The organism is Brevundimonas sp. GW821-FHT02A10 (assembly GCF_059422025.1).
The window spans coordinates 81,578-107,992 of record NZ_JBWKWC010000007.1 but is presented as its reverse complement, the minus strand read 5'-3'; the positions used below and the strand labels follow the sequence as shown (position 1 = coordinate 107,992).

27 protein-coding genes are annotated in these 26,415 nt (G+C 68.1%); 19 read left to right on the top strand and 8 right to left on the bottom strand.

Annotation, left to right across the window (positions count from 1 at the left end):
• Positions 1 to 71: 71 nt before the first annotated feature.
• The 3 genes from AC07U0_RS16665 (at position 72) to AC07U0_RS16655 (ending at position 2,904) form a co-directional block, all read left to right on the top strand.
• Complete coding sequence (locus AC07U0_RS16665) at positions 72 to 1,853, top strand: M14 family metallopeptidase (RefSeq protein WP_494721190.1); 1,782 nt, start codon at positions 72 to 74, stop codon at positions 1,851 to 1,853.
• 2 nt (positions 1,854 to 1,855) lie between these two features.
• Positions 1,856 to 2,266 carry an MAPEG family protein gene (locus AC07U0_RS16660; protein ID WP_494721096.1) on the top strand — a complete coding sequence of 137 codons (411 nt, stop codon included), beginning with the start codon at positions 1,856 to 1,858 and terminating at the stop codon, positions 2,264 to 2,266.
• Positions 2,267 to 2,565: 299 nt separating this feature from the next.
• A complete protein-coding gene (locus AC07U0_RS16655; RefSeq protein WP_494721095.1) occupies positions 2,566 to 2,904 on the top strand; it encodes a hypothetical protein in 339 nt (112 codons plus the stop codon).
• On the opposite strand, the gene AC07U0_RS16650 is transcribed toward AC07U0_RS16655, so the two are convergent.
• Together AC07U0_RS16650 and AC07U0_RS16645 are read right to left on the bottom strand one after the other, a co-directional pair.
• The gene (locus AC07U0_RS16650) at positions 2,901 to 4,205 is read right to left on the bottom strand and encodes a cation:proton antiporter (RefSeq protein ID WP_494721094.1); all 1,305 of its coding nucleotides are present in this window, start codon (positions 4,203 to 4,205) and stop codon (positions 2,901 to 2,903) included. The two genes, AC07U0_RS16655 and AC07U0_RS16650, sit on opposite strands and share 4 nt — an antisense overlap.
• A gap of 121 nt (positions 4,206 to 4,326) precedes the next feature.
• Positions 4,327 to 5,070 (bottom strand): LytTR family DNA-binding domain-containing protein, encoded by a 744-nt coding sequence (locus AC07U0_RS16645; RefSeq protein ID WP_494721093.1) that lies wholly within the window; start codon positions 5,068 to 5,070, stop codon positions 4,327 to 4,329.
• Between the two features lie 143 nt (positions 5,071 to 5,213).
• Between AC07U0_RS16645 and AC07U0_RS16640 the strand changes: the two genes are divergently transcribed.
• From AC07U0_RS16640 to AC07U0_RS16625, 4 genes are all read left to right on the top strand, one after another.
• On the top strand, positions 5,214 to 6,593 hold the full coding sequence (locus AC07U0_RS16640; protein WP_494721092.1) for an alpha/beta hydrolase family protein: 1,380 nt from the start codon (positions 5,214 to 5,216) through the stop codon (positions 6,591 to 6,593).
• Positions 6,590 to 7,246 carry a DUF2306 domain-containing protein gene (locus AC07U0_RS16635; RefSeq protein ID WP_494721091.1) on the top strand — a complete coding sequence of 219 codons (657 nt, stop codon included), beginning with the start codon at positions 6,590 to 6,592 and terminating at the stop codon, positions 7,244 to 7,246. Before AC07U0_RS16640 ends, AC07U0_RS16635 begins: the two co-directional genes overlap by 4 nt.
• Positions 7,247 to 7,446: 200 nt before the next feature.
• Positions 7,447 to 9,921: a TonB-dependent receptor gene (locus AC07U0_RS16630; protein ID WP_494721090.1), complete on the top strand. Its 2,475-nt coding sequence runs from the start codon at positions 7,447 to 7,449 to the stop codon at positions 9,919 to 9,921.
• A gap of 42 nt (positions 9,922 to 9,963) precedes the next feature.
• Complete coding sequence (locus AC07U0_RS16625; protein WP_494721089.1) at positions 9,964 to 10,599, top strand: hypothetical protein; 636 nt, start codon at positions 9,964 to 9,966, stop codon at positions 10,597 to 10,599.
• A 113-nt stretch (positions 10,600 to 10,712) separates the two neighbouring features.
• Here AC07U0_RS16625 and AC07U0_RS16620 read toward each other — a convergent pair whose 3' ends face one another.
• Positions 10,713 to 12,200, bottom strand: a complete 1,488-nt coding sequence (locus AC07U0_RS16620; RefSeq protein ID WP_494721088.1) for a DUF1254 domain-containing protein — start codon at positions 12,198 to 12,200, stop codon at positions 10,713 to 10,715.
• Positions 12,201 to 12,327: 127 nt separating this feature from the next.
• Between AC07U0_RS16620 and AC07U0_RS16615 the strand changes: the two genes are divergently transcribed.
• The 5 genes from AC07U0_RS16615 (at position 12,328) to AC07U0_RS16595 (ending at position 15,391) form a co-directional block, all read left to right on the top strand.
• Entirely contained in the window at positions 12,328 to 13,671 is a 1,344-nt protein-coding gene (locus tag AC07U0_RS16615; RefSeq protein WP_494721087.1) for a TldD/PmbA family protein, read from the top strand.
• Positions 13,668 to 14,462, top strand: coding sequence for a 3'(2'),5'-bisphosphate nucleotidase CysQ (locus tag AC07U0_RS16610; protein ID WP_494721086.1), 795 nt, complete (start codon positions 13,668 to 13,670; stop codon positions 14,460 to 14,462). The genes AC07U0_RS16615 and AC07U0_RS16610 overlap by 4 nt, the downstream gene beginning before the upstream one ends.
• Before the next feature lie 27 nt (positions 14,463 to 14,489).
• Entirely contained in the window at positions 14,490 to 14,735 is a 246-nt protein-coding gene (locus AC07U0_RS16605; protein WP_207932357.1) for a DUF4170 domain-containing protein, read from the top strand.
• 81 nt (positions 14,736 to 14,816) lie between these two features.
• A complete protein-coding gene (locus AC07U0_RS16600; RefSeq protein WP_494721085.1) occupies positions 14,817 to 15,152 on the top strand; it encodes a hypothetical protein in 336 nt (111 codons plus the stop codon).
• The gene (locus AC07U0_RS16595; RefSeq protein WP_494721084.1) at positions 15,149 to 15,391 is read left to right on the top strand and encodes a hypothetical protein; all 243 of its coding nucleotides are present in this window, start codon (positions 15,149 to 15,151) and stop codon (positions 15,389 to 15,391) included. The genes AC07U0_RS16600 and AC07U0_RS16595 overlap by 4 nt, the downstream gene beginning before the upstream one ends.
• Before the next feature lie 18 nt (positions 15,392 to 15,409).
• Here AC07U0_RS16595 and AC07U0_RS16590 read toward each other — a convergent pair whose 3' ends face one another.
• Positions 15,410 to 15,805, bottom strand: a complete 396-nt coding sequence (locus AC07U0_RS16590) for a hypothetical protein (protein ID WP_494721083.1) — start codon at positions 15,803 to 15,805, stop codon at positions 15,410 to 15,412.
• 80 nt (positions 15,806 to 15,885) lie between these two features.
• Entirely contained in the window at positions 15,886 to 16,551 is a 666-nt protein-coding gene (locus AC07U0_RS16585; RefSeq protein WP_494721189.1) for a fused DSP-PTPase phosphatase/NAD kinase-like protein, read from the bottom strand.
• A 92-nt stretch (positions 16,552 to 16,643) separates the two neighbouring features.
• Between AC07U0_RS16585 and AC07U0_RS16580 the strand changes: the two genes are divergently transcribed.
• The 6 genes from AC07U0_RS16580 to lpxK are packed head-to-tail and all read left to right on the top strand — an operon-like array spanning position 16,644 to position 22,732.
• Complete coding sequence (locus AC07U0_RS16580; protein WP_494721082.1) at positions 16,644 to 17,294, top strand: hypothetical protein; 651 nt, start codon at positions 16,644 to 16,646, stop codon at positions 17,292 to 17,294.
• A complete protein-coding gene (locus AC07U0_RS16575; protein WP_494721081.1) occupies positions 17,291 to 17,860 on the top strand; it encodes a COG3650 family protein in 570 nt (189 codons plus the stop codon). The genes AC07U0_RS16580 and AC07U0_RS16575 overlap by 4 nt, the downstream gene beginning before the upstream one ends.
• 49 nt (positions 17,861 to 17,909) lie before the next feature.
• Positions 17,910 to 19,745 (top strand): ABC transporter ATP-binding protein, encoded by a 1,836-nt coding sequence (locus AC07U0_RS16570; protein ID WP_494721080.1) that lies wholly within the window; start codon positions 17,910 to 17,912, stop codon positions 19,743 to 19,745.
• A 1-nt stretch (position 19,746) separates the two neighbouring features.
• On the top strand, positions 19,747 to 20,442 hold the full coding sequence (locus tag AC07U0_RS16565; RefSeq protein ID WP_494721079.1) for a lysophospholipid acyltransferase family protein: 696 nt from the start codon (positions 19,747 to 19,749) through the stop codon (positions 20,440 to 20,442).
• Positions 20,439 to 21,728 carry a 3-deoxy-D-manno-octulosonic acid transferase gene (locus tag AC07U0_RS16560; RefSeq protein ID WP_494721078.1) on the top strand — a complete coding sequence of 430 codons (1,290 nt, stop codon included), beginning with the start codon at positions 20,439 to 20,441 and terminating at the stop codon, positions 21,726 to 21,728. Before AC07U0_RS16565 ends, AC07U0_RS16560 begins: the two co-directional genes overlap by 4 nt.
• On the top strand, positions 21,725 to 22,732 hold the full coding sequence (lpxK, locus tag AC07U0_RS16555; RefSeq protein ID WP_494721077.1) for a tetraacyldisaccharide 4'-kinase: 1,008 nt from the start codon (positions 21,725 to 21,727) through the stop codon (positions 22,730 to 22,732). The genes AC07U0_RS16560 and lpxK overlap by 4 nt, the downstream gene beginning before the upstream one ends.
• Here the strand turns inward: lpxK and AC07U0_RS16550 are convergent.
• A complete protein-coding gene (locus tag AC07U0_RS16550) occupies positions 22,717 to 24,033 on the bottom strand; it encodes a metal-dependent hydrolase family protein (RefSeq protein ID WP_494721076.1) in 1,317 nt (438 codons plus the stop codon). The two genes, lpxK and AC07U0_RS16550, sit on opposite strands and share 16 nt — an antisense overlap.
• A gap of 168 nt (positions 24,034 to 24,201) precedes the next feature.
• Here AC07U0_RS16550 and AC07U0_RS16545 point away from each other — a divergent pair, with 168 nt between their 5' ends.
• Positions 24,202 to 24,852 carry a murein L,D-transpeptidase catalytic domain-containing protein gene (locus tag AC07U0_RS16545; protein WP_494721075.1) on the top strand — a complete coding sequence of 217 codons (651 nt, stop codon included), beginning with the start codon at positions 24,202 to 24,204 and terminating at the stop codon, positions 24,850 to 24,852.
• A 3-nt stretch (positions 24,853 to 24,855) separates the two neighbouring features.
• Here AC07U0_RS16545 and purD read toward each other — a convergent pair whose 3' ends face one another.
• Both purD and AC07U0_RS16535 read right to left on the bottom strand, forming a co-directional pair.
• A complete protein-coding gene (purD, locus tag AC07U0_RS16540) occupies positions 24,856 to 26,133 on the bottom strand; it encodes a phosphoribosylamine--glycine ligase (protein WP_494721074.1) in 1,278 nt (425 codons plus the stop codon).
• 69 nt (positions 26,134 to 26,202) lie between these two features.
• The gene (locus AC07U0_RS16535) at positions 26,203 to 26,379 is read right to left on the bottom strand and encodes a hypothetical protein (RefSeq protein ID WP_494721073.1); all 177 of its coding nucleotides are present in this window, start codon (positions 26,377 to 26,379) and stop codon (positions 26,203 to 26,205) included.
• Positions 26,380 to 26,415: the final 36 nt, after the last annotated feature.

Sequence of the window (26,415 nt, the reverse complement as noted above, 5' to 3'; positions counted from 1 at the left end):
GTCTGCCTGCCAAGCCCCTGATCGCCGCCTCTCTGGTGGTGTTGGGCGCGGCCCTGTTCCCGAGTTTCGCCATGTCCCAGACCCCGCCCGCGTCCGTGTCCAACGTCGCCCCGTGGGATCAGCCCTTCCTGCCGCCCGCGCCCGCCTGGGACGGAGCGTCGAAGGCCCTGCTGCGGCCCGCCTCGGATCCCTGGGCCAGCGGCTTCGAGGCCGATCCGGAGCATGACTTCTCGCCCAACTACGCCGACACCCGCGCCTGGTTCGACCGGCTGGACGCGGCCTCGGACCTGATCCGCATCGAACAGTTCGGCGTCTCGCCGGAAGGCCGGCCGATCTATGCCGTCATCGCTTCGAAGGACGGCGCGACCTTCGATCCGTCGAAGCCCGTGCTGCTGGCCCAGGCCGGCATCCACCCGGGCGAGATCGACGGCAAGGACGCCGGGATGATGCTGCTCAGGGACATCGCTTTCAACGGCAAGGACGGACTGCTGGACAAGGTCAATCTGATCCTGATCCCCATCCTGTCGGTCGACGGGCACGAGCGGGCCTCGGCCTACAGCCGCCCCAACCAGCGCGGGCCGCGCATCCAGGGCTGGCGTCACACCGCGACCAACCAGAACCTCAATCGCGACTTCATGAAGCTGGACCAGACCGAGATGCAGGCGGTCATGGGGCTGATCGAGAAGTACGACCCGACCCTGTATGTCGATATCCACGTCACCGACGGCATCGACTACCAGTACGACGTCACCTACGGCTTCAACGGCGAGAACGGCGGCTATACGCGTTCGCCGGCCATCTCGGCCTGGCTGGACGGGACGCTGAAGCCGGCCATGAACGGGGCGCTGGAAGCCCAGGGCCATATCCCGGGCGAGCTGGTCTTCGCCATCGACGACCGCAATCCCAAGGCCGGGATGAACGACGGCGGTCTGGCCGAGCGCTATTCCAACGGCTGGGGCTCGGCGGCCCACGTCCCGACCATCCTGATCGAGAACCATAGCCTGAAGCCGCATGAGCAGCGGGTGCTGGGGACCTATGTCTTCCTGGAAGAGGCCCTGACCCTGCTGGCGAACAAGGGCGCCGATCTGAAGGCCGCCATCGCCGCCGACAAGGCGCTGCGCCCGACGGAAATCCCCGCCAATTTCGCCCCCGACGACAAGCCGTCCTACACCCGGGCGTTCAAGGGCATCCTGTACGAGACCTACGACAGCGTCGCCTCGGGCGGTAAGGAACTGCGCTGGCTCGGCCAGCCCGATCCGGTCCTGTGGCAGGTGCCGTATTTCGCGTCGCATCCGACCCTGACGCTGAACCGGCCGACCGCCTACTGGGTGCCGTCGTACCGGACCGACGTGATCGAACGGCTGAAGATGCACGGGGTCCAGATGGAGACGCTGACGGCGCCGCGCACCGTGTCGGTCGATCTGCTGCGGCTGGAGGATCCGGTCGTCGCGCCCCGCACCAATGAAGGCCACGTCCAGATTTCGGTGAAGACGGTCGAGGCCGAGCGCCACGACTGGGTGTATCCGGCAGGCTCGGTGCGGGTGCCGACGGACCAGCCGATGGGCGACATCGTCGTGCTTCTGCTGGAGCCGCAGTCGTCGGAGAGCTTCTTCGCCTGGGGCATGTTCCCCGAGATCCTGAACCGCGTCGAATATATCGAGGGCTACGCCATCGCCCCGATGGCCGAGAAGATGCTGGCTGCCGACCCGGCCCTGAAGGCCGAGTTCGAGGCCAGGCTGGCCGCCGAGCCCGCCTTCGCCGCCGCTCCGGACGCGCGCCTGGGCTGGTTCTACGAGCGGACGCCGTTCTATGATCAGCGCTATCGGCTGTATCCGGTCGGGCGGGAGGACTGAGTATGAGCGGCGCAATCCATGCGGCGGGCCTGTGGACCGGACTCTGCGTCCTGCTGCTGCTGGTCCTGTCGGCCCTGACCTCGGCAAACCGGCGCAAGCACAAGGTCTCCCTCGGCGACGGTGGCAAGGCGGAAGTCGCCGCCGCCAGCCGGGCGTTCGGCAACGCCGCCGAATATATGCCCATCGCCCTGATCGCCCTGGCCCTGATGGCGCTGGGCGGCTTCCCCGTCTGGTCGATCCATGCGGTCGGCGGGTCGTTCTTCGTGGGCCGCCTCCTGCACGCCTGGGGGATGTTCGTGACCCGAGAGGGCAAGCCGCCTGCGGCGCAGCGGATGTTCGGGATGCTGCTGACCTATGTCCCGCTGCTGGGCGCGGCCGGGGCGCTGATCTGGGGCTTTGCCTCTTCGCTCTAGGAAGAGATGGGGTGGCGACCCGGTCCGGAGGGGGGAAATAGGCCGGGCCGCCGTCAGACGACCGCGGTCGTAGAACGGACCCGCCTGACAAGGGCAGACCTAACACCGGTCCTTGGCGGACACTGTAAAACCTCGTCACATCCCGGAGATCGCCCACCGCGCCGGCGGCCATTGGCGCCGCCTGCCCGGCAAGCTTTGCTGAGTTCTGTTTCAGCGGTGAAGCCAAGCCGTTGAATTCGCGAGGCCGTTCTTAGCACGGCGTTTGCTTGAGCGATGGCGCATCCACCGGGAAGAGCGCCATGACCGTTTCCGCCGCCTCCAGCCTGCCCCTCGGTCTCCTCCAGACCCGGGCGACGCTCGGCAAGCCCGACGTGGGCGCCAGCGACAGCCTGTCGGCCTCTCCCCCCGCCTCGAACGCCCGCGAGGAATTCGAGAAGTTCGCGGCCATGAGCCCGGCCGAGCGGATGCGGGCGGCGATCCTGCAGCAGATGGGCGTCAGCGAGGATCAGCTGGCCGCCATGTCGCCGGACGAGCGCAAGGCGATGGAGGAGAAGATCGCCGCCAAGATCAAGGAGACGGTCGAGGAGTCGGCCCGCAAGACCGGAGCCACCGGCCTCCTCGCCGACATCCGGGCTTAAGGCGTCACCGCCCCCGCCGCCGGACCTTCGTCCTCTTCCAGCTCGTTCAGGGCGCCGAGGTCGCCGCGGGCGCGGGCCTTGCGTCCATAGACCAGCTCGAACAGGGGCGAGGCCATCAGGGTGGTGACGATGGCCATCAGCACCAGCATCGAGAACAGGGCCGGGCCGATGATGCCGCGCTGCAGGCCGATGTTGATGATGATCAGCTCCATCAGCCCCCGGGCGTTCATCAGGGCGCCGATGCCCATGGCGGTGGCGTTGTCCTGGCCGGTGACGCGGGCGGCGGCCCAGCAGGCCCCGCCCTTGGCCGCGACCGAGGCGATCAGGATCACCGCCGCCATGGCCACCAGACCCAGGCTGTTGACCATGGTCAGCTGGGTGTTCAGCCCCGAATAGGCGAAGAACATCGGCACCAGCACCACCAGGGCGAAGGGCTCGAGCTGGCGCTTGAGCTCGCGGCTCAGCACGCCGCGCGGCATGACGACGCCCAGGATGAAGCCGCCGAAGACCGCATGGATGCCGATGGCGTCGGTGAAGAAGGCGCAGAGCAGGAACAGGATCAGGACGATGCCGAGGATGGTCGGGCTGACCCGCTGCTCGCGCTCGGCCATCCGGGCCAGGGGCGCCAGCAGGCGTGGGCCGACGGTCAGCATGAAGGCGACGAAGGCCACGCCGCCGCCGATGGCCTTGATCGCCACGGGCGCGCCGTCGCCGAAGGTGGCCAGGACCACGGCCAGCACGCACCAGGCGCCGGCGTCGTCAATCGCCCCGGCCGACAGCGCCATGGTTCCAAGAGGCGTATTGCTCAGGCCCCGCTCATGGATGATCCGGGCCAGCATGGGGAAGGCGGTGATCGAAATGGCCGCGCCCATGAACAGCCAGGCCTGAAGGCTGTTGATGCCCTCGCCGAACAGGTTGTGGCTCATCAGCCAGGGCGCGATCAGGGCGGCGATCAGGAAGGGCGCGGCCATCCCCGACAGGGACACCGCCGCGGCGCTGGCCGCATTGGTCCTGAAGTGGTCGCCGCGGAAGCCGAGGCCGACGAGGAACATATAGAGGCCGATGCCGAACTGGGCGCCGACGAACAGGACCTCTTTCGAGTCCTTGGGGAAGATGAAGGCCTGGATATCCGGCGCCAGCAGGCCGAACAGGGACGGGCCGAGGATCACCCCGGCGATCATCTCGCCCACCACCTGGGGCTGGCCGAAGTAGCGTTTGACCAGCCAGCCGACGGCGCGGCAGGCGGCGATGATCACGGCCATCTGCAGGAAGAAGGCCACGCTGAGTTGCGCTGGCGTCATCTCGAAATCCCTCCCAAAGGGTCGGCCGCGCCTTCAGGCCCGGTCCATTTGGGGTCAGGCTAGGCGAACTTCGTTCCGGCTGGCAATGAAAAATTGAGAGCGTTCACAAGGATTGAGCCGCTCAAAACCAGCCGGCCTCGCGCAGCACCGGGGCGTGACTGCGGCTGACGGGGGCGGTCAGGCCGCCGGCCAGCTGGATCTCCCCTGCCCCCTTGCGCCAGCGGACGGCCTCAACGGCGTCGGCGGCGACCCACCAGGAACGGTGGACGCGCCAGCCGTGGGCGAGAGCGAGATCCTCGAGGGCGTCGGCGAAGCGCAGGGTGATCAGCTCCTCGCCCGCATCGGTATGGACCTTCAGATAGTGGTCGTACGCCTCAACCGCGATCAGGCGGGCGGTGCGACGTTTGGCGGACAGGCGGCGGCGGAAGGCGGCCTCGGCTTCCGGCAAGGGTGCGGCGACGACGGTGCGGGTCTCGACGCGAGCCGGCAGACGCCGCCACGCGAGGGCGCGCACGACCATGACCGCCAGAACGATGGGCCAGACCTGCCAGAGCAGATTCAGCCAGGGCGACCATCCAAAGGGCTGTTCCATAAGGACGACCTGGGTGACCAGGACCAGCAGGGTCACGGGCGGCGTCATCAGCACCGAAACCGCCGCAACCCGCCACCAGACCCCCGGAATGAACCGGCTGAGCCAATGGTCCAGCACAATTCCGATCAGCCCGCCGCCGACGATGCAGATCAGCCAGTAGCCATAGAGGAGCAGGGCCGGCCTGTGCTCGGAATCGAACGGCCCCATGAACCCCATCAGCAGGCCCATGGCGATCAGGATGCCGAGGTCGATCGCCCACCGCCTTCCGCTCATCGTCCCCCTCATCGTCAAAGCCGCCCCGTTCGCGCACCCCCATTCACGCAGATTGGGCGCCGTTCGCGCAGTCAGGCCTAGCGAGCCGTCGGGCGACCGGCAATGGCGGTCGTCGAAACGCATTTGCCCGAACAGGAAACCCCGTGTCGTATTACCGCTTCTCGCCCCTTGTCGCCGCCGCTCTCGCGGCCGCATCCCTGTTCGCCCTGCCCGCCCGGGCGCAGATTCCCGGCTCTGACGTCAATGACCGGCCCGATCCCGCGGTGGTCTGCCATGTCGGCGTCTATCGGCTGGACGACGGCAGCTGGGTGGATATGGCGCCGACCGCGAACGCGGGGCTGCACTGGCGTCGGCTGGATGGATCCAGTTCGCGGATGATGTTCGGCGCGGACGGCCGCTGGGTCAGCACCCTGGGCTCGACCCGCCGCGTCGAGGGTCCGCAACCCCAGCTCGGGACCTGCGAGGACGGCCGGATCGTCTTTGATGGTCATCCCGGCCAACGGGTGGTTCTGAACGCGCAGGAGACGACCTTCGTGGGTCACGGCGGCGTTCGCCTGAAGGGACGGCTGGTCCTGCCGCCCGGCGAAGGCCCGGTCCCCATCATGGTCGAGGTGCACGGGTCGGAAGGCGCCAATGCGCTGGACTTCAACGCCTTCCAGCGGTTCGCCCCCGCCTCGGGCGTCGGCGTCTTCGTCTATGCCAAGCGCGGTTCGGGCGGATCGGAAGGCCGCTACACCCAGGACTTCCACGTCCTCGCCGAAGACGCGGCGGCGGCGGTGATCGAGGCGCGCCGGCTGGCGGGCGCCCGGGCGGGCCGGGTCGGTCTGCACGGCGGCAGCCAGGGCGGCTGGGTGGCGCCGCTGGCCGCCAGCCTGACGCCGGTCGACTTCGTCACCGTCGGCTTCGGTCTCGCCTATGGGGTTCTGGCCGAGGACAGCGATCAGGTCATGCTGGACCTGAAGGCGAAGGGCTGGGGCCCCGAGGTTCTGGAAGAGGCGAGGAAGATCACCGACGTCACGGGCGCCTTCGTGGCCTCGCGGGGCGCGGTCGGCTTCGGGGGTCTGGAGGCCGTACGCGCCCGCTATCGCGCCGAGCCCTGGTTCGCCGACATCAAGGGGGAGTTCACCGGCCTGCTGCTGAACGCGCCCAACGACCAGATCATCGCCATGGCGCCGCAGATGGATGCCGGGACCTCGTGGGATTATGATCCCCTGCCCGTCCTCAGCAGCCTGAACACGCCGATGCTGTGGATCCAGGCCGAGAAGGACACCGGCGCCCCGCCCGACGCCACCCGCCGCCGCCTGATCGACCTGTCGGCGCACGGACGGCCGATCACCCTGCTGGAATATCCCGACACCGATCACGGCATCGTCCGGTTCGAGACCGGTCCGGACGGCCGCCGCACCTCGCTGGGCTATGCGCCCGGCTATTATCAGGCCGTGCTGGACTGGGCGAAGACCGGGCGGCTGGACGGCGACTATGGCGACGGCCGCCTGCTGGCCAAGGCGGAGGGAACGCGATGACCGCTCTTCCTCCATACGCTCTTCAGAAGATGTCCTGGCCCACCCGTATCGGCTGGCTGCTGATCGCCCTGATGTGCCTCGGCATCGCGGGCTATGCGTCGAAATATCTGATCCATCCGCCGCAGACGCCACAGCAGGCGCTGGGCAATCCGCTGGGCGTGCCCTTCCTCATCATCCATGTGGCGGGGGCGGTGATCGCGCTGGTGCTGGGGTCGGTGCAGTTCATCCCGGCATGGCGGAAAGGCCGCACGCCGCCGCACCGCTGGGTCGGGCGGGTCTATGTGCTGGGGGTGCTGGTCGGCGGCGTGGCCGGGCTGATCCTGTCGAGCCGGTCGAGCGCCGGGCCCATCGCCACGGCGGGCTTCGGCAGCCTGGCGGTGATCTGGCTGGCGACGACGCTGCTGGGCTGGCGCGCGGCAGTTCAGGGGCGCATCTCCGACCACCGCCGCTGGATGATCCGCTCCTGGGCCCTGACCCTGGCTGCCGTGACGCTCCGGATCTACCTGCCGCTGGTGCAGATCTTCGGCCTCGACTTCCTGCCCTGGTACCGCGCGATTTCCTTTCTGTGCTGGGTCCCGAACCTGATCGCAGCGGAGCTCTGGCTCAGACGCCGCACAACATCGCTCACCCAACACAAAGCAGAGACATTATAACAGCAATGAAATACAGAGTTACAAAATCGACTTCGTTGTAGAGTTACTTTTCAGAACTGAAGCAATATGTCCCTGTAACCTTGATCGTCGTATTAGTTTAACAAAATATATTCAAATCTCTCAATCGCCGAACCTATGCAGCGAATATTGGCCGAAACAGGGAACACGCCCGGCGGCCGCTTCATGGGGATTTGAAGAACATGCTGCAGAGAAAACGGCTCTATTGGGCGACCACCGCCCTGTTCGGCGGCCTGATGATCGCGCCGACCGCCTTCGCACAGTCCACGGGCACCGAGGCCGTGGAAGTCGAACAGGTCGTCGTGACCGGCCACCGCGGCCCGCGCACCATCGACGGGGTCATCGTGGCCGAGACGGTCGGCAAGAGCCGCTCCACCGTCACCCAGGAGTTCATCTCGACCCAGGCCGCCGGCCAGTCGATCAACGAGGTCCTGAACCTCGTCCCCGGCATGAACTTCACCAACAACGACCCCTATGGATCGTCGGGCGGCAACATCCGCCTGCATGGCTTCGACGGCGCGCGCATCGCCCAGACCTTCGACGGCATGCCGCTGAACGACTCGGGCAACTACTCGCTCTATACGAACCAGCAGCTGGACTCCGAGCTGATCGAAAAGGCCTCGGTGAACACCGGCTCGACCGACGCCGACAGCCCGACCGCCTCGGCGACGGGCGGCACGATCAACATCTCGTCCCTGACCCCGACGCAGGACTTCGGCGGCTGGATCCAGGGCTCGATCGGCGACTTCGACTACAACCGCATCATGGCCCTGGTGAACACCGGCGCCGTCGGTCCCTGGGGCACGCGCGCCTGGTTCGCCTACTCGGACCAGTCCTATGACAAGTTCAAGGGCCTCGGCGACCTGCACAAGACCCAGTACAACGCCAAGATCTACCAGCCCCTGCGCGACAACGGCGACTTCGTCTCGATCGCCTTCCACTGGAACCGCAACCGGAACAACAACTACAACGGCCCCTACCTCTATTCCGACGGCAACGGCGGCATCACCTCGGACGTCGACACCAGCCCGTTCGGCTGGGGCGTGGACTATAACCGCACCTATACCGCCCCGACCTTCCGCAACGGCACGGCCGACGTCGACTCGAACTCCACCAGCTACTGGGGCCTGCGGATCAATCCGTCGGACACGGGCAATATCCGCGCCCAGTCGCGCTTCACCCTGGCCAAGGGGCTGATCTTCACCTTCGACCCGTCGTTCCAGTACGTCCTGGCCAACGGCGGCTCGCAGCAGACCACCCTGACCGAGACCAACGCCCTGCTGCGCGGCTCCAAGACCACCGGCGGCGTGGACCTGAACGGCGACGGCGACACGCTCGACACCGTGCGCGTGATGGCGCCGTCCAACACCCACACCCAGCGCTACGGCATCAACTCGTCGCTGATCTGGAACCTGAGCGACAACCAGTCGATCCGCGCCGCCTACACGCTGGACTGGGCGCGCCACCGCCAGACCGGCCAGTACGGCTATATCGACTTCTCCGATCCCACCGCGCCGGAGTTCGTCGACATCTGGGGCGGGCTGAAGGACGAGAGCAACCGCGTCACCAACCTCGACGGCTATGACCTGCGCTCGCGCGACCGCCTGTCCTACGCCATCCTGAACCAGTTCGCGCTGGAGTATCGGGGCAAGTTCTTCGAGGACAAGCTGCGCGTCAGCGCCGGCCTGCGCGCCCCCTACTTCAAGCGCGAGATGAACCAGAACTGCTATTCGCGCAGCGGCTCCAGCACGGTGCTGTGCACCAGCCAGACCGCAACCGTCTCGCCCAACTCGACCAGCGCCTACACCCTGTATCGCTTCGGCACGAGCACGGTCGACTACATCGCCCCCTACAGCCGCACGAAGGAGTTCAACGACATCCTTCCGAACCTGAATGCGAGCTGGAATTTCGACGGGACCAGCAGCGTCTACGCCTCTTATGCCGAGAGCCTGACCCTGCCGCGGACGGACAACCTCTACACCGTCAGCTACAACAGCTCAGGCGAGCTGGTCAGCCCGATCGCCAATCCCGAGAAGAGCAAGACCTTCGATCTGGGCTACCGCTACCAGACCGGAACCCTGATCGCCTCGGCCAGCGTCTGGTACACCAAGTTCCAGAACCGCATCCTGACCACCTATGACCAGGAAACGGGCATCAGCGCCGACCGTAACGTCGGCGACGTGGATCTGAAGGGCGTCGACTTCCAGGTCGGCTTCTCGCCGATCGAGCCCCTGTCGATCTACGCCACGGCCTCGTACAACGACAGTGAGATCAAGAGCGACTACATCGACAGCGGCGCCACGGTCGCGGTCGGCGGCAAGAGCCTGGTCGAGGTGCCGGACTGGACCTATGGCCTGCGCGTCCAGTACGAGGCCGGTCCGCTCCAGGCGGGCATCCAGGCCAAATACGTCGGCGAGCGCTGGCTGACCGACCTGAACGACGTCGCCGTGCCCTCGTACACGGTCGTCAACGCCGACGCTCGCTTCGACCTGGGCTATTTCGGCGCGAAGGGCACCTCCCTGCAGCTGAACATCCTCAACCTGTTCGACGAGCAGTATTACGGCTCGCTGGGCACGGGGACGAGCGCCAGCTCCAGCCTCTACGCCTCCACCGGCGCCCCGCGCACGATGCAGGCCTCGATCCGCTACGCCTTCTGAGGAAACGGACGCGCCGGGCCGGTGGGCGACCATCGGCCCGGCGTGAAGCCGATCGCCACACCACTCCTTAAGCTCGCTCTTGCATACCCATTCGCACCAGAAGCGGGTGTGTTCATGAGGCGCAGACTTGTCATCTCCTGTATCGCCGCGATCGCGGCGACGGTCTTGGCCAGCTCTGCCGAGGCCTGTGCCCTAGGCTCCCCTACCGATCCGGCGTTCGCCTTGCGAGCCGACGTGGTGGTTAGCGGTCGGGTGAAAAATTATCAGAGAGGGGAAGACCGCTACAAACCCTTTTCCGTCTCGGTCACGCGGGTCCTGTCGGGCGATCCAGACCGAAGGATCACGGTGGCATGGGAGCGGTCGACCAACATCAACGTGCCGGAGGCGCTGGACGGCGACTACGTCTTCGTTCTCATGAAGAACGACGAGCCACCCTCCTGGAACGGCCCTGCGGACTACATTATTCTCCAGGGCGTCTGTAGCGGCGCCTTTGTTTTCCCGAAAGGAAGCGGATCGGCGAACGAGATCCGTGAACTGTTCGGCCTTTCGCCGGAGCTGCCGCAAGGCTCGAGCGACATTCACTGGTTTCAGGTCTTGCCCTACGGGGTCGCGTTTCTGGGCAGCATCGGCATCGGGGTGGTTCTGCTGTGGCCCAGACAGAAGCGGCCGCGCCGCTGAGAGGCATCAAGCTTCCCCACGCCCCTTCATTGCGCCTTCCCCTGTCTGTCGGCCTGATGCGGTCAAGGCCACGACCTCGGTGCTGCGACGGCCATGACATCCGATAGCGCCGTTCAGCGCCCTGACAGACGCACCACCTCGGGCAGGCTGTAGGCGCCGTTCAATACGGCCTCGGTCGGCACATAGGTCCGGACCAGAAGCGCGAACTGCCCATCCGGCGCCGGCAGCCAGTTGGCGCGGGCCGTGGCGTCATCGGGCTCGCGGTTCGACAGGGTCAGGGTCAGGGAGCCGTCCGGGGCGAAGACAAGTTCGTCGGCGTCCATATTGACCGTGCCGAGGTTGGTCCGGCCGTTCGGGCTGTCGGGGCGCATGTAGTAGTCGGCGTCGTACATCGTCAGGGACCAGAAGCCGCCGCGCGACCGGTCCACCGGCGGCAAACCGTCCTTCGGAAAGGTCACGGCGTAGGCGTAGCGCCCCTGCAGCAGGGCGCCTTCGGAGTCCGTGCCCCGGACGAAGTAGATCGCCTCGTGGTAGTCGTTGACGTAGATGTAGATGACGGCGGCGAGCGCCCGGCCGAACCAGTCCGTGCCCCAGAGGCCGCCGTTTTCCTGACGCTGCCAGCCGCCGCCCGCGGCGACGCCGATCTGGTGGTATTTCGCCGTCTCGAACAGCTCCGCCTCGGCCAGGATCGCGGCGCGGTCGATCCGCGCCTTCCAGTCCGGACTGCTGTCGCGCAGGGCCAGCAGGGTGCGCGCCTGATCCGCCATGGGCGCATCGTCCGGCGAAACCTGCGGATTGGCGTCCAGAGCCCGGCGCAGATCGTCCCAGAAGGTCACGACATTGACCGGCCGCACGCGCAGAAGATCGGGATCGGCCTTCAGCATCTCGGCCGTCAGACCGGCGGGATAGACCTTGTTGGCGGCGATCGCTTCGCAGTCGAAGGTCTTCAGCTCCGGCGTGTTCTGGCTGAGAGGATAGACGCCGATCTGGTTCAGAACCCGGCGCGCCTCGGCCTTCGAGTCCGCCGAGTGGGCCGTGAAGCTGCGGCCGAACAGGCCCGTGACATTGGTGGGCGAGCGCAGAACCTCGATGAAGCCGTCAGGCGTCTCGCCCTTCCAGTTGGGCCCGACGAGCAGGAATTTGCCGCCCGGCGTGCCCGACGCAGAACCCAGCTGATGGATCACGGTCGTGAAGAGATCCGCGATCTGGATCGTCCAGTAGTGGCCCGGGGGCGCGTTCGTCGGCGTCTGGATCACCACCGCGTCGACGGCCAGATCCGCGAAGCCGGCGCCATAGATGGTGTCGTTGTTGGGCGTGACGACCCTGCGCTGGGCCGGCGGGATATAGTCGTCGAGGTATCCCATGGTGTTCTTCGGCGCGCCGGGAAACAGGCCCATGGTCGCGCCCGGTCCGTCCTTCATCACCTCCCACCCGCTGGTTCGGCCAAAGCCGTCGACCGCCGGATAGCCCCAGTAGAAGACGAGCTTGGCCAGGGCGTCGATATAGCTCTCGTTGGCGAGCTGGGCGGCGGTTCCGGCGGAGTTGGCCAGATGCGGATGGGCGGCGTCGAACTGGCGCGCGACATAGGGGATGGACGGCATGGGCAGGACCTCCGGGGTGGGGAGGCGCAGGCTATGAGGGACGTAACCGGCCGAAAATCGGGACAAACCCCGGCGTCCATTCCCCTCCCGACATTGCGGCGCAGGCCCCGGTCGGCCATATCGGGGCATGTCCGATGCTGCTTCGCCTGAACTTCTGCATGATCTGATCGCCGCCGCCCTGAAGGCGGGGGCTGACGCCGCGGAGGCGGTGACGTCCGAACGGCGCTCTATGTCGGTGGGGGTGCGCAACGGGGCGCTGGAAGAGGTCGAGCGCGAGGAATCGCGCGATCTGGGCCTGCGCGTCTTCGTCGGCCAGAGGCAGGCTTCGGTCTCGGCCTCGGACCTGTCCGAGGCCACCCGCAACCGGCTGGTCGAGCGGGTCGTGGCGATGGCGAAGCTGGCCCCCAAAGATCCCTACGCCATGCTGGCCCCGCAGGACCGGCTGAACATGGGACCGCACCGCGACCTCGACCTCTATGACGCCACCGAACGCTCGGCCGCCGAGCTGGAGGCTGCGGCCGCCGAGACCGAGGGCGTCGCGCTCGCCGTCGAAGGCGTGGTCCGGTCGGAGGGCGGTTACGCCTCCACCTCGTCCAGCGAATGGCGACTGGTGACCTCGCACGGCTTCGACGGCCGCTATCAGGGCAGCGCCTTCTCGCTGGGCGTCGGCGTCATCGCCGAGAAGGACGGCGGCATGGAGCGCGGCGGGGAGAGCCGGACGACGCGCCACTTCTCCGACCTGCCGGACGCCCAGTCCATCGGCGCCGAGGCCGGGCGCAAGGCCGTGGCCCGCACCGGTCCGCGCAAGATCGCCTCGACCACCGCCCCCGTCATCTTCGAGAACCGGGTCGCGACCCAGATCCTGTCGCCCCTGCTGGGCGCCATCTCGGGCCCCTCCATCGCGCGCGGCACGTCGTTCCTGAAGGACGATCTGCACAGGAAACTGCTGCCCTCGGGCGTCAGCCTGATCGACGACCCGTTCCGGCCGCGCGGCCTGGGCTCCACCCCCTTCGACGACGAGGGGGTGACGGTCGAGAAGCAATATATTGTCGACGACGGCGCCCTGATGACCTGGCTGCTCAACTCGGGCTCGGCCAAGCAGCTGGGCCTGCGCTCGACGGGCCACGCCTCGCGTGGTCTGGCGGGGCCTCCGGGCGTCTCGACCCACAACCTGCATCTGACGGCGGGTCTGCGCGACAAGGCCGGGCTGATCGGCGACGCCGGGACCGGGCTTCTGGTCACCTCCATGTTCGGCCCCTCGCTGAACGGCAATACCGGCGACTGGTCCGCCGGGGTGTCCGGCTTCTGGTTCGAGGACGGGGAACTGGCCTATCCGGTCTCGGAAGTCACCGTGGCCGGCAATCTGAAGGCCCTGTGGACGCGGATGGTCCCGGGTTCGGATCTGGAGTTCCGCTCGGCCTTCAACAGCCCGTCCCTGCTGTTCGACGCGGTGGCCATCGCGGGCAAATGATCGACCTGGACGCCGACCTCGAACTGATCCGCGCCGCTGCGGTCGCCGCCGGCGACCTGGCCCTGGCGGAGCGGGACAAGGGGATCAAGGTCTGGTCCAAGTCGGGCGGTTCGCCGGTGACCAGCGCCGATCTGGCGGTTGATGCATTACTGAAGGACATGCTGCTAACCGCCCGTCCGGATTACGGTTGGCTTTCGGAGGAGACGGCGGATTCCAGCGAGCGCCTGAGCCGCGAACGCATCTTCATCGTCGATCCGATCGACGGCACCCGGGCCTTCATGAAGAACGCGGCCTGGTGGTGCGTGCCCATCTGCGTGGTCGAGAACGGCCTGCCGGTCGCCGCCGTCATCCATGCCCCTCAGCTGGACGAGACCTATGTGGCCACGACGGGTGGCGGGGCGCGGCGCAATGGGCGGCCTATCGCCCCGGCCGACACCGACAGTCTGGACGACGCCTCGGTACTGGCCGACGCCCAGTTGATGGAGCGGCCCGAGTGGCCCGAGCCCTGGCCTGCGATGCGATATGAGAAGCGCAACGCCCTCGCCTATCGCATGGCCCTGGTGGCCGCCGGGGCCTTCGACGCCGCCATCGCCATGGGTCCCAAGTGGGACTGGGACGTCGCGGCGGGCTGGCTGATCGCCACCGAGGCAGGGGCGAAGGTGTCGGATCACAAGGGCCGGCCGTGGCTGTTCAACCGCCCGGATCCGCGTCAGGCCAGTCTGGTTTGCAGCGCTCCGGCCCTGCACCCGTTGATCATCCGGCGCACAGCGCCTATCCCGCTGGCCTCATAGCCCCCTCCCCGCCTTCAAGGATCCCCGATGAGCGCCCATACCGAAGTCGAAACCCCGCAACTGCTCCACCTCGTGATCGGCGGCGAGCTGCGCCATCTGGACGCCCCGGTGTTCCGCGACCTGTCGCAGGTCGAGTTCGTCGGCGCCTATCCGAACTACGAGGAAGCCAAGAAGGCGTGGAAGGCCCGCGCCCAGGCCACCGTCGACAACGCCCACATGCGCTTCTTCATCCTGCACGCCCACAAGATGATCGACCCGCGCGGCGATCACTAAGTCGCACCCCCGATGAGGGAACGAGCCCCCGTTCTGGCACGCTTCGTGTAGTCAGGACGGGCGTTCGTACCGGAGTGTTCCATGGCCCCCTTCCTCGTCATCCTCAGCCTGCTGCTGCTGGGAGTGGCGATCGTCGCCTGGCACACCCGTGAAACCTGGTGGCATTTCGTCGCCCACCTGCTGCCCCAGCCACCTCTGACCCGGGCCGGCAAGGCGGCAATCAGGCCGTCTGCGGAGCCCGCCTGTCCGGCCGAGCCTGATGCCTTCGCAGACGCCCCGCTTTCCCGTTCGGTGTTCGTCGAGACCCCCGCCGCGGCGCCCGCACCCGCCGCCTCGAACGATCCCTTCGCCCATGCCCCGCCCGTATCCGACCTGTCGGAGGTCGGCGGCCTTCCTCAAGCGGAGACGAGACATTGACCCTGTTCGGCAAGACCCTGGATGCGGAGCAGATCGGCGCGCTGGTCAGCCTTCTGGCCCTGCTGCTGTTCTGGATCGTCGCCCTGCGCCGCGAACAGGGCGCCCTGACCGTGTTCCGCAAATGGGAAGCCGACCGCAAGGCGCGGCGGGATGCGGAGATCGCGGCGGAAGAGGCTGATGGTCAGGGGGAGGCGTCGTCGCCGCCCCCGACCGGGCAGAAGCGCGGCCCCTGGGGCTGACGACTGAACCAGCGAACGCTAGCGAACTTCCCATCGCGCGAAGGCGTAGTAGCTATCGCCGGGCGCAGGAACATCGTCATCGGCTTCCAGCACAACCGCCTTCAGCTGAACTCGCGCCGCCCAGACACCGAACGAAGACCCCGGGTGCGACTCATCGGCAAGGCTGCACGCCGTCGTCGCGCCACCTTCGCCGAGATCGCATTTCAACAGCGCCCATCCCTTGCCCACGCCATCGATGGGCATGGTCGTGAGCAGGCGTTGCGGCACGCGTAGCCCCCGAGCCTCGCCGGGGCACCAGAGCCTAGACCCGGTCGTTGGATCGCGTTCGGATCGCTCGCAAACGACAGGTTCAGGCCGTGCTGGAGCAAGCAGCCCCGATTGGCTGAGACCCAACAGCATCGTGGCGATGATCATCAGATCTCCCAAGCTCTACCCTCCGTCTTCGTAACAGGTCGACTACCGACATTTGCAAACCTGCGAAGTCAAGCCTGTCGCTACTCCCGCCGCAGCAGTTTGTCGGTCAGGAGCGTCCCCCACCAGCCGGCCTTGAACTCGGCCTTGATGGTCTCGGGGTCGTAGAGGGGGCTGTCGATCCAGTCGAGGAAGCTCATCCCTGTCGGCTCGATCTCGCGGACGTACTTCTCAAGGAAATAGTCGAGGACGCCGGTCAGGCCCTCGCGGCTGTGCAGATACTTCTTGGACAGCTGCTCCATGGCGACCGAGATCGGCTCGCCGAGGTGGAAGTGGCGATACAGAACCGCCATCAGCCCGGCCCGGTCCGCCCCCGACTTGCAGTGGATCAGGACCGGATATTCGATGGTCTGGAACAGTTTGATGGCGCGGTGGATGCGATAGGGCTCGGGCACGTCGCGCGAATCCAGCGGGGCGTCGATCAGGGTCAGGCCCAGGGCCTGACACGCCGCCTTCTCCAGCCAGTAATAGCTCTCGTCCCGCTCGCCGCGCAGGTTGATGACCGTCCTGATCCCCCGGTCGGCCCAGCCCTTGAGCTGGCGCGGCGAGGGCTGGTTGGTGCGGACCAGATCCGGGCCCAGCCAGTGCGCGTTCGAGAAGGCCAGCCTGAGAAAGGCGTGGTCGCTCCAGAAATAGTCCCAGCCGGCGTGGAACCGGCCGGCGGGCGTGGAAAGGTCGAAACGCGGCATGGGGCGCAGATAGAGGTTCAAAGCCGCCGCGTCATCAGGCGACAGGCCGGCGGGAATTGCTTTAGGTTGCGACCGAACCGGGAGAGACACAGATGAAGGCGCGCCTCGGGATTGTGGGTCTGGCGCTGATCCTCGGCATGGCCGGCTGTTCCCGATCCTCCGAGCGCCACCCCGGCCAGCCACCCGTGCCGCCCTCCGTGCCCGTGCCCGCCGACCAGCCGGCGCCTGTGCTGACGGCGGTCGCGCCGGACGATCCGACCCTCGCCGCCGTGCGCGCGATGCTGGACGAGCCCGCCCGGTCCAACGCCCGCTTCATCGGCAAGACGGTTCAGGCCGGGGGCCAGACCCTGACCCTGCTCTATGTCGTCGGCGACGGCCTGTGCATCCCGGAAGGCTGCGACCTTTTCGTCTTCCGCCGCACCGGAGACGCCTTCGAACAGGTGGGCGACATCGGCTTCGTGCAGCGCCCGATCCGGCTTCTGGCCAGCACCACCAACGGCATGCCCGATCTGGGGATCACGGTCACGGTGGACGGCGGCTCGGGCTCCAAGGTCGGCGGCGGCGCGCCCCATGCGCCGAACGAGGTCCTGCTACCCTTCCTCAACGACCACTATGTCGGGGCCCCGGCCGACTACGGCGCGCGGCCCTCGGGGAACCCGGCGGGGACGGTGGTGATTACGGCTGAGGATTTGCCGTTGCCGCCTGCGTCACACTCCCCCGCATCAGAGGAGCCCCGCCCATGAAGACCTTCGCCCCCATCGCCGTCCTCGCCGCCCTGGCCTCGACCGCATGTTCGCCCGCGCCTGCGGAGAAGACGCCCGCCGAGGCGCTGGCCACCGCGGCGGCCGCTCCGGCGGTTCCCGCTCCGACCGCCGCCCCGACCGTCGATCCGGCCTTCGACGCCTGGGTCCGGGATCAGGTCAAGGACGGCGGCATGCCTCTGCAGTACGCTGCCGCGGCGGGCCCGGACGGCCTGAGCTTCGCGTATCTGACGGGCGGGGACTATTGCGGCTCGGGCGGCTGCGTCCTGCTGGTGGCGCTCAAGACAGAGGCCGGTTTCGAGCGGGTCGGGCGGCTGACCGTGACCCGGACCCCGATCCGGGTGCTGGAGAGCCGCAGTCACGATCTGCCCGATCTGGCGGTCGGGGTCTCTGGCGGCGGCGCGACGCCGCATGAGGCCCTGATTCCGTTCGACGGCAGCCGCTACGCCTCCAACCCGACCGTCGCGCCGGCCAGGCCAGTCGAGGGGGCGGCGGCGGGCCTGACCCTGATCACCGACGACACCCCGAAGGTCACAGTCCGCGAGTAACAGGATCGCCGCGCTTGACTTGCCGGGCCGTCCGTCCGACCTCCGTCCGATGACGACGCCTGCCCTGCCCGATCAAGACGAACGCCTGCGCCCGCTGCTGGCGCGGATCTGGCGCGACTATCTCTCGCGGCACAAGACGGCCCTGTTCGCCTCCATCCTCTGCGCGGCCATCGTTGGCGTGGTCGCCGCGACCGTGCTGCAACTGCTTGAGCCGGCGATCAACGGCCTGTTCCTTCGCACGCCCGTGAAGATCTGGGGCCTGTTCCCCATCCCGCCGTCCGAGGCCCTGTGGGCGATCCCGGCCTTCATCGTCGGTATGGCGGTGATCTGGACCATCGCGGCTCTGGGTCAGGCGGCGCTGGTCAACCGACTGGGCCACGGCATCGTCGGCGACATTCAGGTGCGCCTGTTCGGAGCGATGATCCGCGCCGATCTGGCCCGGCTGCGCAGCCAGCACTCGGGCGCCTTCGTCTCCAGCGTCCTGTTCGACGCCAATCTGGTGCGCGAGGCCTTCACCAACGGGGTGGTCAACTACACCCAGCACGGCCTGACCCTGATCGCCGTCATCGCCTTCATGGCCTGGAGCGACTGGCAGCTGACGCTGATCGTCCTGCTGGGTGTGCCGGCCATCACCTATGTGCTGCGCCGCTTCTCCAAGCGGACGCGCAAGGCCACGACCGGAGCCATGCTGGAGACCGAGAACCTGTCGACCGCCCTGATGGAGAACCTCGACGGCGTCCGGCTGATCAAGATCGAGAACCAGGAAGCCGCCGAGGAGGCCCGCGTCGGCGAGGTGGTTGGCCGCCGTCAGCGCCATGTGATCAAGAGCGCGGACTCCAGAGCCTTCGCCGGTCCCTTCTCCAACTTCTTCGCCATGGTGATCGTGGCGGCGGTCATGGCCTATGCCGGCTGGCGCGCCCGCGAAGGCCATATGAGCGTGGGCGAGTTCGCCGCCTTCATCGGCCTGCTGATGTCCGCCGGCCAGTCGCTGCGGCAGGTGACCAATCTGCAGACCGTCATGGCCGAAGGCCTGACGGCCGCGCGGCGCCTGTTCGCCGCCCTCGACATCCAGCCCGAGATCCGGGAGGCGACCGATCCCCACGCTCTGCCGGAAGGACCGCTGACCGTGGCGCTGGACGCCGTGTCCTTCGCCTACGGAGGCCTGCAGGAAGGCATCGCCCCGACCCTGTCCGACGTGTCCCTGACCGTGAAGCCCGGCGAGACCGTAGCTCTGGTGGGGCCCTCGGGCGGGGGCAAGTCGACGATCCTGAGCCTGCTGCCGCGCTTCTATGACGTGACGGCCGGGTCGGTGACAGTGGGCGGGGTCGATATCCGCGACCTGGCCCTGCCGGAGCTGCGCGATCGCATCGCCCTGGTGACCCAGGAGCCCTTCCTGTTCGACGACACCATCGCCGCCAACATCACCTATGGCCGCGAGGGCGTAACCCAGGACGAGATCGAGGCCGCCGCCCGCGCCGCCGCCGCCCATGACTTCATCACCGCCCTGCCGCAGGGCTATCAGACCCGGGCGGGCGAGGCCGGGATGCGGCTGTCTGGTGGCCAGCGCCAGCGCATCGCCATCGCCCGCGCCTTCCTGAAGAACGCCCCGATCCTGCTGCTCGACGAGGCCACCTCGGCGCTGGACACCGAGAGCGAGGCCCTGGTCCAGGCGGCGCTGGAGCGGCTGATGCAGGGGCGCGCCACCCTGATGATCGCTCACCGGCTGTCGACCGTGATGAATGCCGACCGCATCCATGTGCTGGAGGCCGGCCGTATCGTCGAGACCGGAACCCACAAGCAGCTGGTCAGGAAGGGCGGCCTCTACGCCCGTTTGGCGAAGCAGCAGTCGCTGGACGGGACGCCGGCGGTGGAAACGGTCGCCTGAGGTGAGACCGCTCCGCAATCCCGTCATCCAGTCGATCCTGTCCCATGTGCTGGCGGGCTGGATGTCGTTCTGCTTCCGCACCATCCGCTGGACGTATGAGAACCGCGGCGTCGCCGAGGGCGTCTGGGCCGAGGGCGGCGGGGTGCTGTGCGCCTTCTGGCATTCGCGTATCGGCCTCAGCCCATCGTGCTGGCCGCTGGACGTTGCCCAGCCGGCCAAGGCCCTGATCTCCCTGTCGCCCGACGGCCAGTTCATCGCCAAGGCGGTGGCCCTGCAGGGCTTCCCCGCCGTGCGCGGCTCCTCGGCCAACAAGGACAAGGCGGAGGTGGCCAAGGGCGGGACCCAGGCCCTGCGCGATGGTCTGAAGCAGCTGAAGCTCGGCGCCCTGGCCATCACCCCCGACGGCCCGCGCGGCCCGGCCCGCCAGATGGCCGAAGGCCTGCCCCTGATGGCGAAACTGTCGAAGGCGCCGGTTCTGTTCATCGGCATGAGCTGCAGCCCCGCGATCCGGCTGAAGAGCTGGGACAAGGCCATCCTGCCCCTGCCCTTCGCCAAGGGCGCCATCGTCTGGGACATCGACCGCTTCCCGGCGGACGGCGATCTGGCCGAGGTCGCGCTGGACTGGACGGCGAGGCTGAACGCGGTCGAGGCGCGGGCGGACGCGATCACGGGTCTGACGGCCCCGGCGGAAGCATGAGCCCCGCCCTCCTCGCCTACCGCCTGCTGACCCGGATGCTGGAGCCTCTGGCGCCGCGCCTGCTGGATGCGCGGGTCAAACAGGGCAAGGAGGACCCGGTCCGGGTCGATGAGCGCCTCGGTCTGACCCGCATGGCGCGGCCCGAGGGCGACCTCGTCTGGCTGCATGGCGTCAGCGTCGGCGAGACCCTGTCCCTGCTGCCGGTCGTCGAACGCATTCGCAAGGCGCGGCCCGAGCTGACCGTGCTGGTCACCTCGGGCACCCTGACCTCCGCGACCCTGCTGGCCCAACGGCTGCCGACGGGCGTCATCCACCAGTTCGCACCGGTGGACGGACCGCAGGCCGTCGCCGCCTTCCTCGATCACTGGAAGCCGACGCTGGGCGTCTTCGTCGAGAGCGAGCTGTGGCCCAATCTGATCGCGGCGGCCAAGGCGCGGGGCGTCAAACTGGCCCTCGTCAGCGCCCGGATCACCGAGAAGACGGCGAAGGGCTGGGGCCGCTTCCCCGGCGCGATCCGCCAGATCCTGTCGAGCTATGACCGTATCCTGCCGCAGGATCAGGCCTCTGCGCTGCGACTGGAACAGCTGGGCGCGCGCGTCGACGGGCTGGTGAACCTCAAGCTCTCGGGCGCCCCCCTGCCCCATGACACGGCCGCTTTCAGTCGCCTGAGCGCCGCCATCGGCGACCGGCCGGTGATCGTCGCGGCCAGCACCCACGAGGGCGAGGAGATCGCCATCGTCCACGCGCTCGACGCCCTGCCCGTGCGGGTCTGTCTGGTCATTGTGCCACGCCATCCGGAACGGGCGGCTGAGATCGCCGGCCTTTTGACCCGCGACGGCTATCGCTTCGTCATGCGGTCGCGCGGCGGTCAGCTGGACGGCGGCACCGACCTCTATGTCGCCGACACCCTGGGAGAGCTGGGCCTGTTCCTGCGGCTGGCCGATGTGGTGGTCATGGGCGGCAGCTTCGGCCCGGCCATCGGTCAGGCCTCGGTCGGCGGGCACAATCCGCTGGAGCCGGCGCGGCTGGGCAAGCCCTCCGTGTCGGGGCCCGACTATCCCAACTGGGTCGAGGTCACCGAGGCCCTGCATGAGGCGGGCGGTCTGACCGTGGTCGCGGCCCCGGCCGACCTGCCCCACGTCATCACGCCGCTGCTGGACAATCCCGCCGCCGCCCGGGCCATGGGCGAGCGAGCGAAGAAGGCCGCAGCCGACGCGGGTGCGGGCCTCGACCGGCTGTGGGACGCGCTGCAGCCGCTGCTGCCTCCGTCGGGAGGTCGCCCGTGAAGCTGTCGACACCCCGCTGGTGGTATATCCGGGACAGCAACCACGCCCGCGTCACACGAACCCTGCTGAAGCCTGCATCGTGGCTCTGGGCCGCCGTGACCGCCCGGCGGATCGCCAAGGCGACGCCGGTCGATCCGGGCGTGCCTGTGGTCTCCATCGGCAATCTGACGGTCGGCGGCTCCGGCAAGACGCCGGTGGCGCGCGAGACCCTGCGGCTGCTGCGCGCGGCGGGGGTGGAGGCCGCCGCCCTGTCGCGCGGCTATGGCGGAACGTTGACGGGGCCGCTGCGGGTCGATCCGGCCGTCCACACCGCCGCCGACGTCGGCGATGAGCCGCTGATGCTGGCCATCGGCAGCCCGGCCTGGATCTCGGCCGATCGGGTCGCGGGGGCCGAGGCCGCTGTGGCGGCGGGGGCGAAGGCGCTCGTCCTCGACGACGCCCACCAGAACATGAAGCTGAAGAAGACGCTCAGCCTGATCGTCGTGGACGGCGAGACGCGCGGCGAGGAATGGCCGTTCGGCGACGGCTCGGTCTTCCCGTCGGGGCCCATGCGCGAGCCGTTGAACGCCGGTCTGGCCCGCGCCGACGCCGTGGTGGTTCTGTTGCCCGCCGATCTGCCTGAGGCCGATCCGGAGCTGGTCGCCACGTTCGGCGGCCTGCCCGTCTTCATCGCCCGGCTGGAGCCCGCGGGGCCGCCGCCTTCGGGACCGCAGGTCGGTTTCGCGGGCATCGCCAAGCCGTGGAAGGTCGAGCGGTCGCTGATCGCGGCGGGCTGCGACCTGGTCGACTTCGCCCCCTTCCCCGACCACGCCGACTACCGCCCCGAGGACCTGCGCTTCCTCGCCGAGCGGGCCGAACTGCACGGCGCGGGTCTGGTCACCACGGAAAAGGACTGGGTCCGCCTCAGCCCCGAATGGCGGATCAGGGTCGTCTCCTGGCCCGTCGTGGCGCGGTTCGAGGACGAGGCGGGCTTCGCCGCCTTCCTGCTTCAGTCCTCGCGGTAAACCACCCCGCCCTTCATCACGAAGGCCATGTGCTCCAGCGTCGTGACGTCGGTCAGCGGGTCGCCGTGGACGCCGACGATGTCCGCCGGCATGCCGACCGCGATCCTGCCAGCCTCGTTCGAGATGCGCAGGTGCTCGGCCGCCCCGACCGTCGCCGCCTGCACCGCCTCCAGCGGCGTCAGCCCGGCCCGGACCAGAAGCGCGAACTCCTGCGCATTATCGCCGTGCGCCGAAACGCCCGTATCTGTGCCAAACGCGATCCGCACCCCGCCCTCATGCGCCCGGCGGGCCATGTCGAGCATCTTCGGCCCCGCCTCCAGCGCCTTGGCGGTCTGGGCCGGGGTCAGGAAATTGTTGGGGCCCGAGGCGATCCGGTAAACGAAGTCGCCCGCCAGCAGGGTCGGGACCAGCCAGACGCCCTCGCGATGGAACAGACGGATCGACTCATCGTCCAGATAGGTGCCGTGCTCGATCGAGTCGCCGCCGGCGCGCAGGAAGGCGTTGATGCCGTCCGTACCGTGGGCGTGGGCGGTGACCTGGCGGCCCATGCGGTGGGCGGACTCAACGATGGCGGCCAGCTCGGCCTCAGTGAACTGCTGGGCCAGGCCCGCGGCGGTGTTGGACAGGACCCCGCCCGTGGCGGTGATCTTGATGATGTCGGCGCCCGACCGCACCTGAAGCCGCACAGCGCGCATGCAGTCGTCGGCGCCCGAACAGACGCTTTCCGGCGACAGCAGATGCATGACGTCGTCGCTGAAGCCGTTGACGTCGCCGTGGCCGCCATGGATCGACACCGCCGACCCGGCGGCGATCACGCGCGGTCCCGGCACGTCGCCGCGTTTGATGGCGTCCCTGAGGGCGAAGATGGACTCGTTGGAGGCGCCGAGGTCCGCGACCGTGGTGAAGCCGGCCATCAGGGTCTTGCGCGCATATCCGGCGCCGACCATCGCCTGATCCGCGTTGGACCGGGTCACCTCATCCAGCCGACTGTTGGAGCCTTGCTGGCCGGTCAGATGGACGTGGCTGTCGATGAGTCCCGGCAGGACGAATTCGTCCCGCAGATCAACGATATGGCCCTCACCCACGAAGCCGTCGCGGATTTCGACGACTTTGTTCCCTGCGATCACGAGAGTTTTATCGCGCTGCACAACACCGGTGGACGGATCGGCCAAAAGCCGCCCGACTTGAACGAACGTGGTTCCCGTATCGGGGGAATTGGCCGCGACCGTGGGGGTTTGCGCGGCCACGCTTCCGCCAAACGCCAGACACATTAGCCCTAAGGCTACGCTCACCTTGGTCATAAACCCCTCCCGGAAACAGCGGCTTCACCATAGGCGGAATGGTTCCCGAGCCAAGGCCAAGGTTGGACGAGGGGTAATTTCATGAGACACGTTAGGGCGTAACATCAACCGCGCGAGGGGCGTCGCATGCGGCTTTCGAGACGAGGCCTTATTCTGGGCGGATCGGCGATGCTCGCCGGTTGCGCCACCAACCAGGCCGTTCAGGCCCCGGTTCAGCTCGCACAGGCCTCCGTCCCGGTTCCGCCTCCCGCGCAGCGCGTGGTCGTCCAGCAGACGCAGTACACGCCGCCGCCGCTGGATCCCTACCGTCAGGTCCGGCCCGAGCTGATGCAGCGCGCCATGCAGGCCCTGGACGTTCACCACGACCGCCTGCCCCTGCGCGACCGCATGTATCTTGTCGACTTCCAGAAATTCTCGGGCGAGGAGCGGCTGTACGAGGTCGATCTGTACAGCGGTCAGGTCAAGGCCTTCCGCACCTGCCACGGCCGCGGCTCGGACCCCCAGCACTCGGGTTACGCCCGCAACTTCTCCAACACTCCGGAAAGCTACATGTCCTCGGTCGGCGCCTATGCGACCGCCGGCGCCAGCTGGGGCGCTTCCCAGGGCCCGAACGTCCTGCTGGACGGGCTGGAGTACACCAACAATATGGCCCGCGAGCGCGCCATCATCGTCCACGGCGCCAACTATGCCGATCCGGACTTCCTGGCTCGCGAAGGCAAGCTGGGCCGCAGCTACGGCTGCTTCTCCACCGCCCACACCGACCTGCCCACCCTGCGCGAGCGTATGGGCACGGGCCGACTGCTGTTCGCCTGGGCCTAGGCTCTACTCTCTATCCAACGCGCGCCAGCCGATGTCGGAGCGGCTGAAACCGCCCGGCCAGTCGATCTTGCGGACCGCCTCATAGGCGCGCTCGCGGGCCTGGGCGATGTCGTCGCCCTCGGCGCAGACGTTGAGCACGCGCCCCCCGGCGGCGACCAGCTGGCCGTCCGGACGCCGCTTGGTGCCGGCGTGGAAGACCTGGACGTGCGGGCCGAAATCCTGTTCGGCGCCGCGGATGATCGAGCCTTCCAGCGGGCTGTCGGGATAGCCCTTGGCGGCCATGACCACACAGATCACCGTCTGGGGCTTGAAGGCGGGCGGCTGGACCTTCGACACATCGCCGCGCGCACAGGCCAGCAGCACCGGCACGATGTCCCCGGCCAGACGCATCATCAGGACCTGGCACTCCGGATCCCCGAAGCGGGCGTTGTATTCGACGACCTTGGGGCCCTCGGCCGTGGCCATCAGGCCGACGTAGAGGACGCCGCGATAGGGCGCGCCCTCGGCGGCCATGCCGGTCATGGTCGGGGCGACGATGTCGCGCTCCACCGTCTCGACCAGCTCGGGCGTGAAGACGGGCGCGGGCGAATAGGCGCCCATGCCGCCGGTGTTGGGGCCGATGTCGCCGTCGAAGGCGCGCTTGTGATCCTGGGCGCCGCCGAACAGCACGGCGCGCTGGCCGTCGCACAGGGCGAAGAGAGAGCCCTCCTCCCCGTCCATGAACTCCTCGATCACGACGCGGGCGCCGGCCGTGCCGAAGCGGCCGCCCAGCATGCGTTCGATCTCGGCCTCGGCGTCGGGCTTGTCGGGGCTGATGGCCACGCCCTTGCCGGCGGCCAGACCATCGGCCTTGATCACATAGGGGGGCTTGAAGACGTTCAGCGCCGCGCGGGCGTCGGCGACGCGGTCATAGACGCCGTAACCGGCCGTCGGGATCTCGTGCCGCTCAAGGAAGCCCTTGGAGAAGGCCTTGGAGGTCTCCAGCTGGGCCGCCTTCTGGGTCGGGCCGAAACAGGCGATGCCCGCCGCCGCCAGACGGTCGGCGAGACCGGCGGCCAGCGCCACTTCCGGGCCGACCACGACCAGATCCGCCTTGATCTCGCGCGCCAGGGCGGCCAGGCCGTCGGCGTCGTCCGCCTTCAGGTCGCCGCGCAGCTCACCGAGTTTCTCCATCCCCGGATTGCCGGGCGCGATCACCAGTCGCTTCGTCAGCGGCGAAGCGGCGATTTTCCAGGCCAGGGCGTGTTCGCGCCCTCCCGATCCGACAAGCAGGATGTTCATGCGGGGGCAATGACCGTCTGAGGCGCTTCGGTCAAGCGGGCCCCAGGCCCTGACTGGGTTTACGAGGCGTTACAGGAGCGCCGACACCACATAGACCAGCACCCCGAGCATCAGGATCAGGCCGATGATCAGCCACGGGCTGACGGCGGGCGCATCGCTGCGGCGCTCCAGTTCTTCCTCATAGGGGTCGCGGTCGTCGGGATCGGTTCCGGGGGGATCGGCCATGGGCTGAGGATAGTCGGTCATCGCCGTTTCCGCCAATCACACGACCGCGCTAGTGTG

Coding starts and splice junctions, on each gene's coding strand:
- AC07U0_RS16665 (WP_494721190.1), top strand. CDS start 72: ATGTCCCAGACCCCGCCCGCGTCCGTGTCCAACGTCGCCCCGTGGGAT.
- AC07U0_RS16660 (WP_494721096.1), top strand. CDS start 1,856: ATGAGCGGCGCAATCCATGCGGCGGGCCTGTGGACCGGACTCTGCGTC.
- AC07U0_RS16655 (WP_494721095.1), top strand. CDS start 2,566: ATGACCGTTTCCGCCGCCTCCAGCCTGCCCCTCGGTCTCCTCCAGACC.
- AC07U0_RS16650 (WP_494721094.1), bottom strand. CDS start 4,205: ATGACGCCAGCGCAACTCAGCGTGGCCTTCTTCCTGCAGATGGCCGTG.
- AC07U0_RS16645 (WP_494721093.1), bottom strand. CDS start 5,070: ATGAGCGGAAGGCGGTGGGCGATCGACCTCGGCATCCTGATCGCCATG.
- AC07U0_RS16635 (WP_494721091.1), top strand. CDS start 6,590: ATGACCGCTCTTCCTCCATACGCTCTTCAGAAGATGTCCTGGCCCACC.
- AC07U0_RS16630 (WP_494721090.1), top strand. CDS start 7,447: ATGCTGCAGAGAAAACGGCTCTATTGGGCGACCACCGCCCTGTTCGGC.
- AC07U0_RS16620 (WP_494721088.1), bottom strand. CDS start 12,200: ATGCCGTCCATCCCCTATGTCGCGCGCCAGTTCGACGCCGCCCATCCG.
- AC07U0_RS16615 (WP_494721087.1), top strand. CDS start 12,328: ATGTCCGATGCTGCTTCGCCTGAACTTCTGCATGATCTGATCGCCGCC.
- AC07U0_RS16610 (WP_494721086.1), top strand. CDS start 13,668: ATGATCGACCTGGACGCCGACCTCGAACTGATCCGCGCCGCTGCGGTC.
- AC07U0_RS16605 (WP_207932357.1), top strand. CDS start 14,490: ATGAGCGCCCATACCGAAGTCGAAACCCCGCAACTGCTCCACCTCGTG.
- AC07U0_RS16600 (WP_494721085.1), top strand. CDS start 14,817: ATGGCCCCCTTCCTCGTCATCCTCAGCCTGCTGCTGCTGGGAGTGGCG.
- AC07U0_RS16590 (WP_494721083.1), bottom strand. CDS start 15,805: ATGATCATCGCCACGATGCTGTTGGGTCTCAGCCAATCGGGGCTGCTT.
- AC07U0_RS16585 (WP_494721189.1), bottom strand. CDS start 16,551: ATGCCGCGTTTCGACCTTTCCACGCCCGCCGGCCGGTTCCACGCCGGC.
- AC07U0_RS16580 (WP_494721082.1), top strand. CDS start 16,644: ATGAAGGCGCGCCTCGGGATTGTGGGTCTGGCGCTGATCCTCGGCATG.
- AC07U0_RS16575 (WP_494721081.1), top strand. CDS start 17,291: ATGAAGACCTTCGCCCCCATCGCCGTCCTCGCCGCCCTGGCCTCGACC.
- AC07U0_RS16570 (WP_494721080.1), top strand. CDS start 17,910: ATGACGACGCCTGCCCTGCCCGATCAAGACGAACGCCTGCGCCCGCTG.
- AC07U0_RS16560 (WP_494721078.1), top strand. CDS start 20,439: ATGAGCCCCGCCCTCCTCGCCTACCGCCTGCTGACCCGGATGCTGGAG.
- AC07U0_RS16550 (WP_494721076.1), bottom strand. CDS start 24,033: ATGACCAAGGTGAGCGTAGCCTTAGGGCTAATGTGTCTGGCGTTTGGC.
- AC07U0_RS16545 (WP_494721075.1), top strand. CDS start 24,202: ATGCTCGCCGGTTGCGCCACCAACCAGGCCGTTCAGGCCCCGGTTCAG.
- purD (WP_494721074.1), bottom strand. CDS start 26,133: ATGAACATCCTGCTTGTCGGATCGGGAGGGCGCGAACACGCCCTGGCC.
- AC07U0_RS16535 (WP_494721073.1), bottom strand. CDS start 26,379: ATGACCGACTATCCTCAGCCCATGGCCGATCCCCCCGGAACCGATCCC.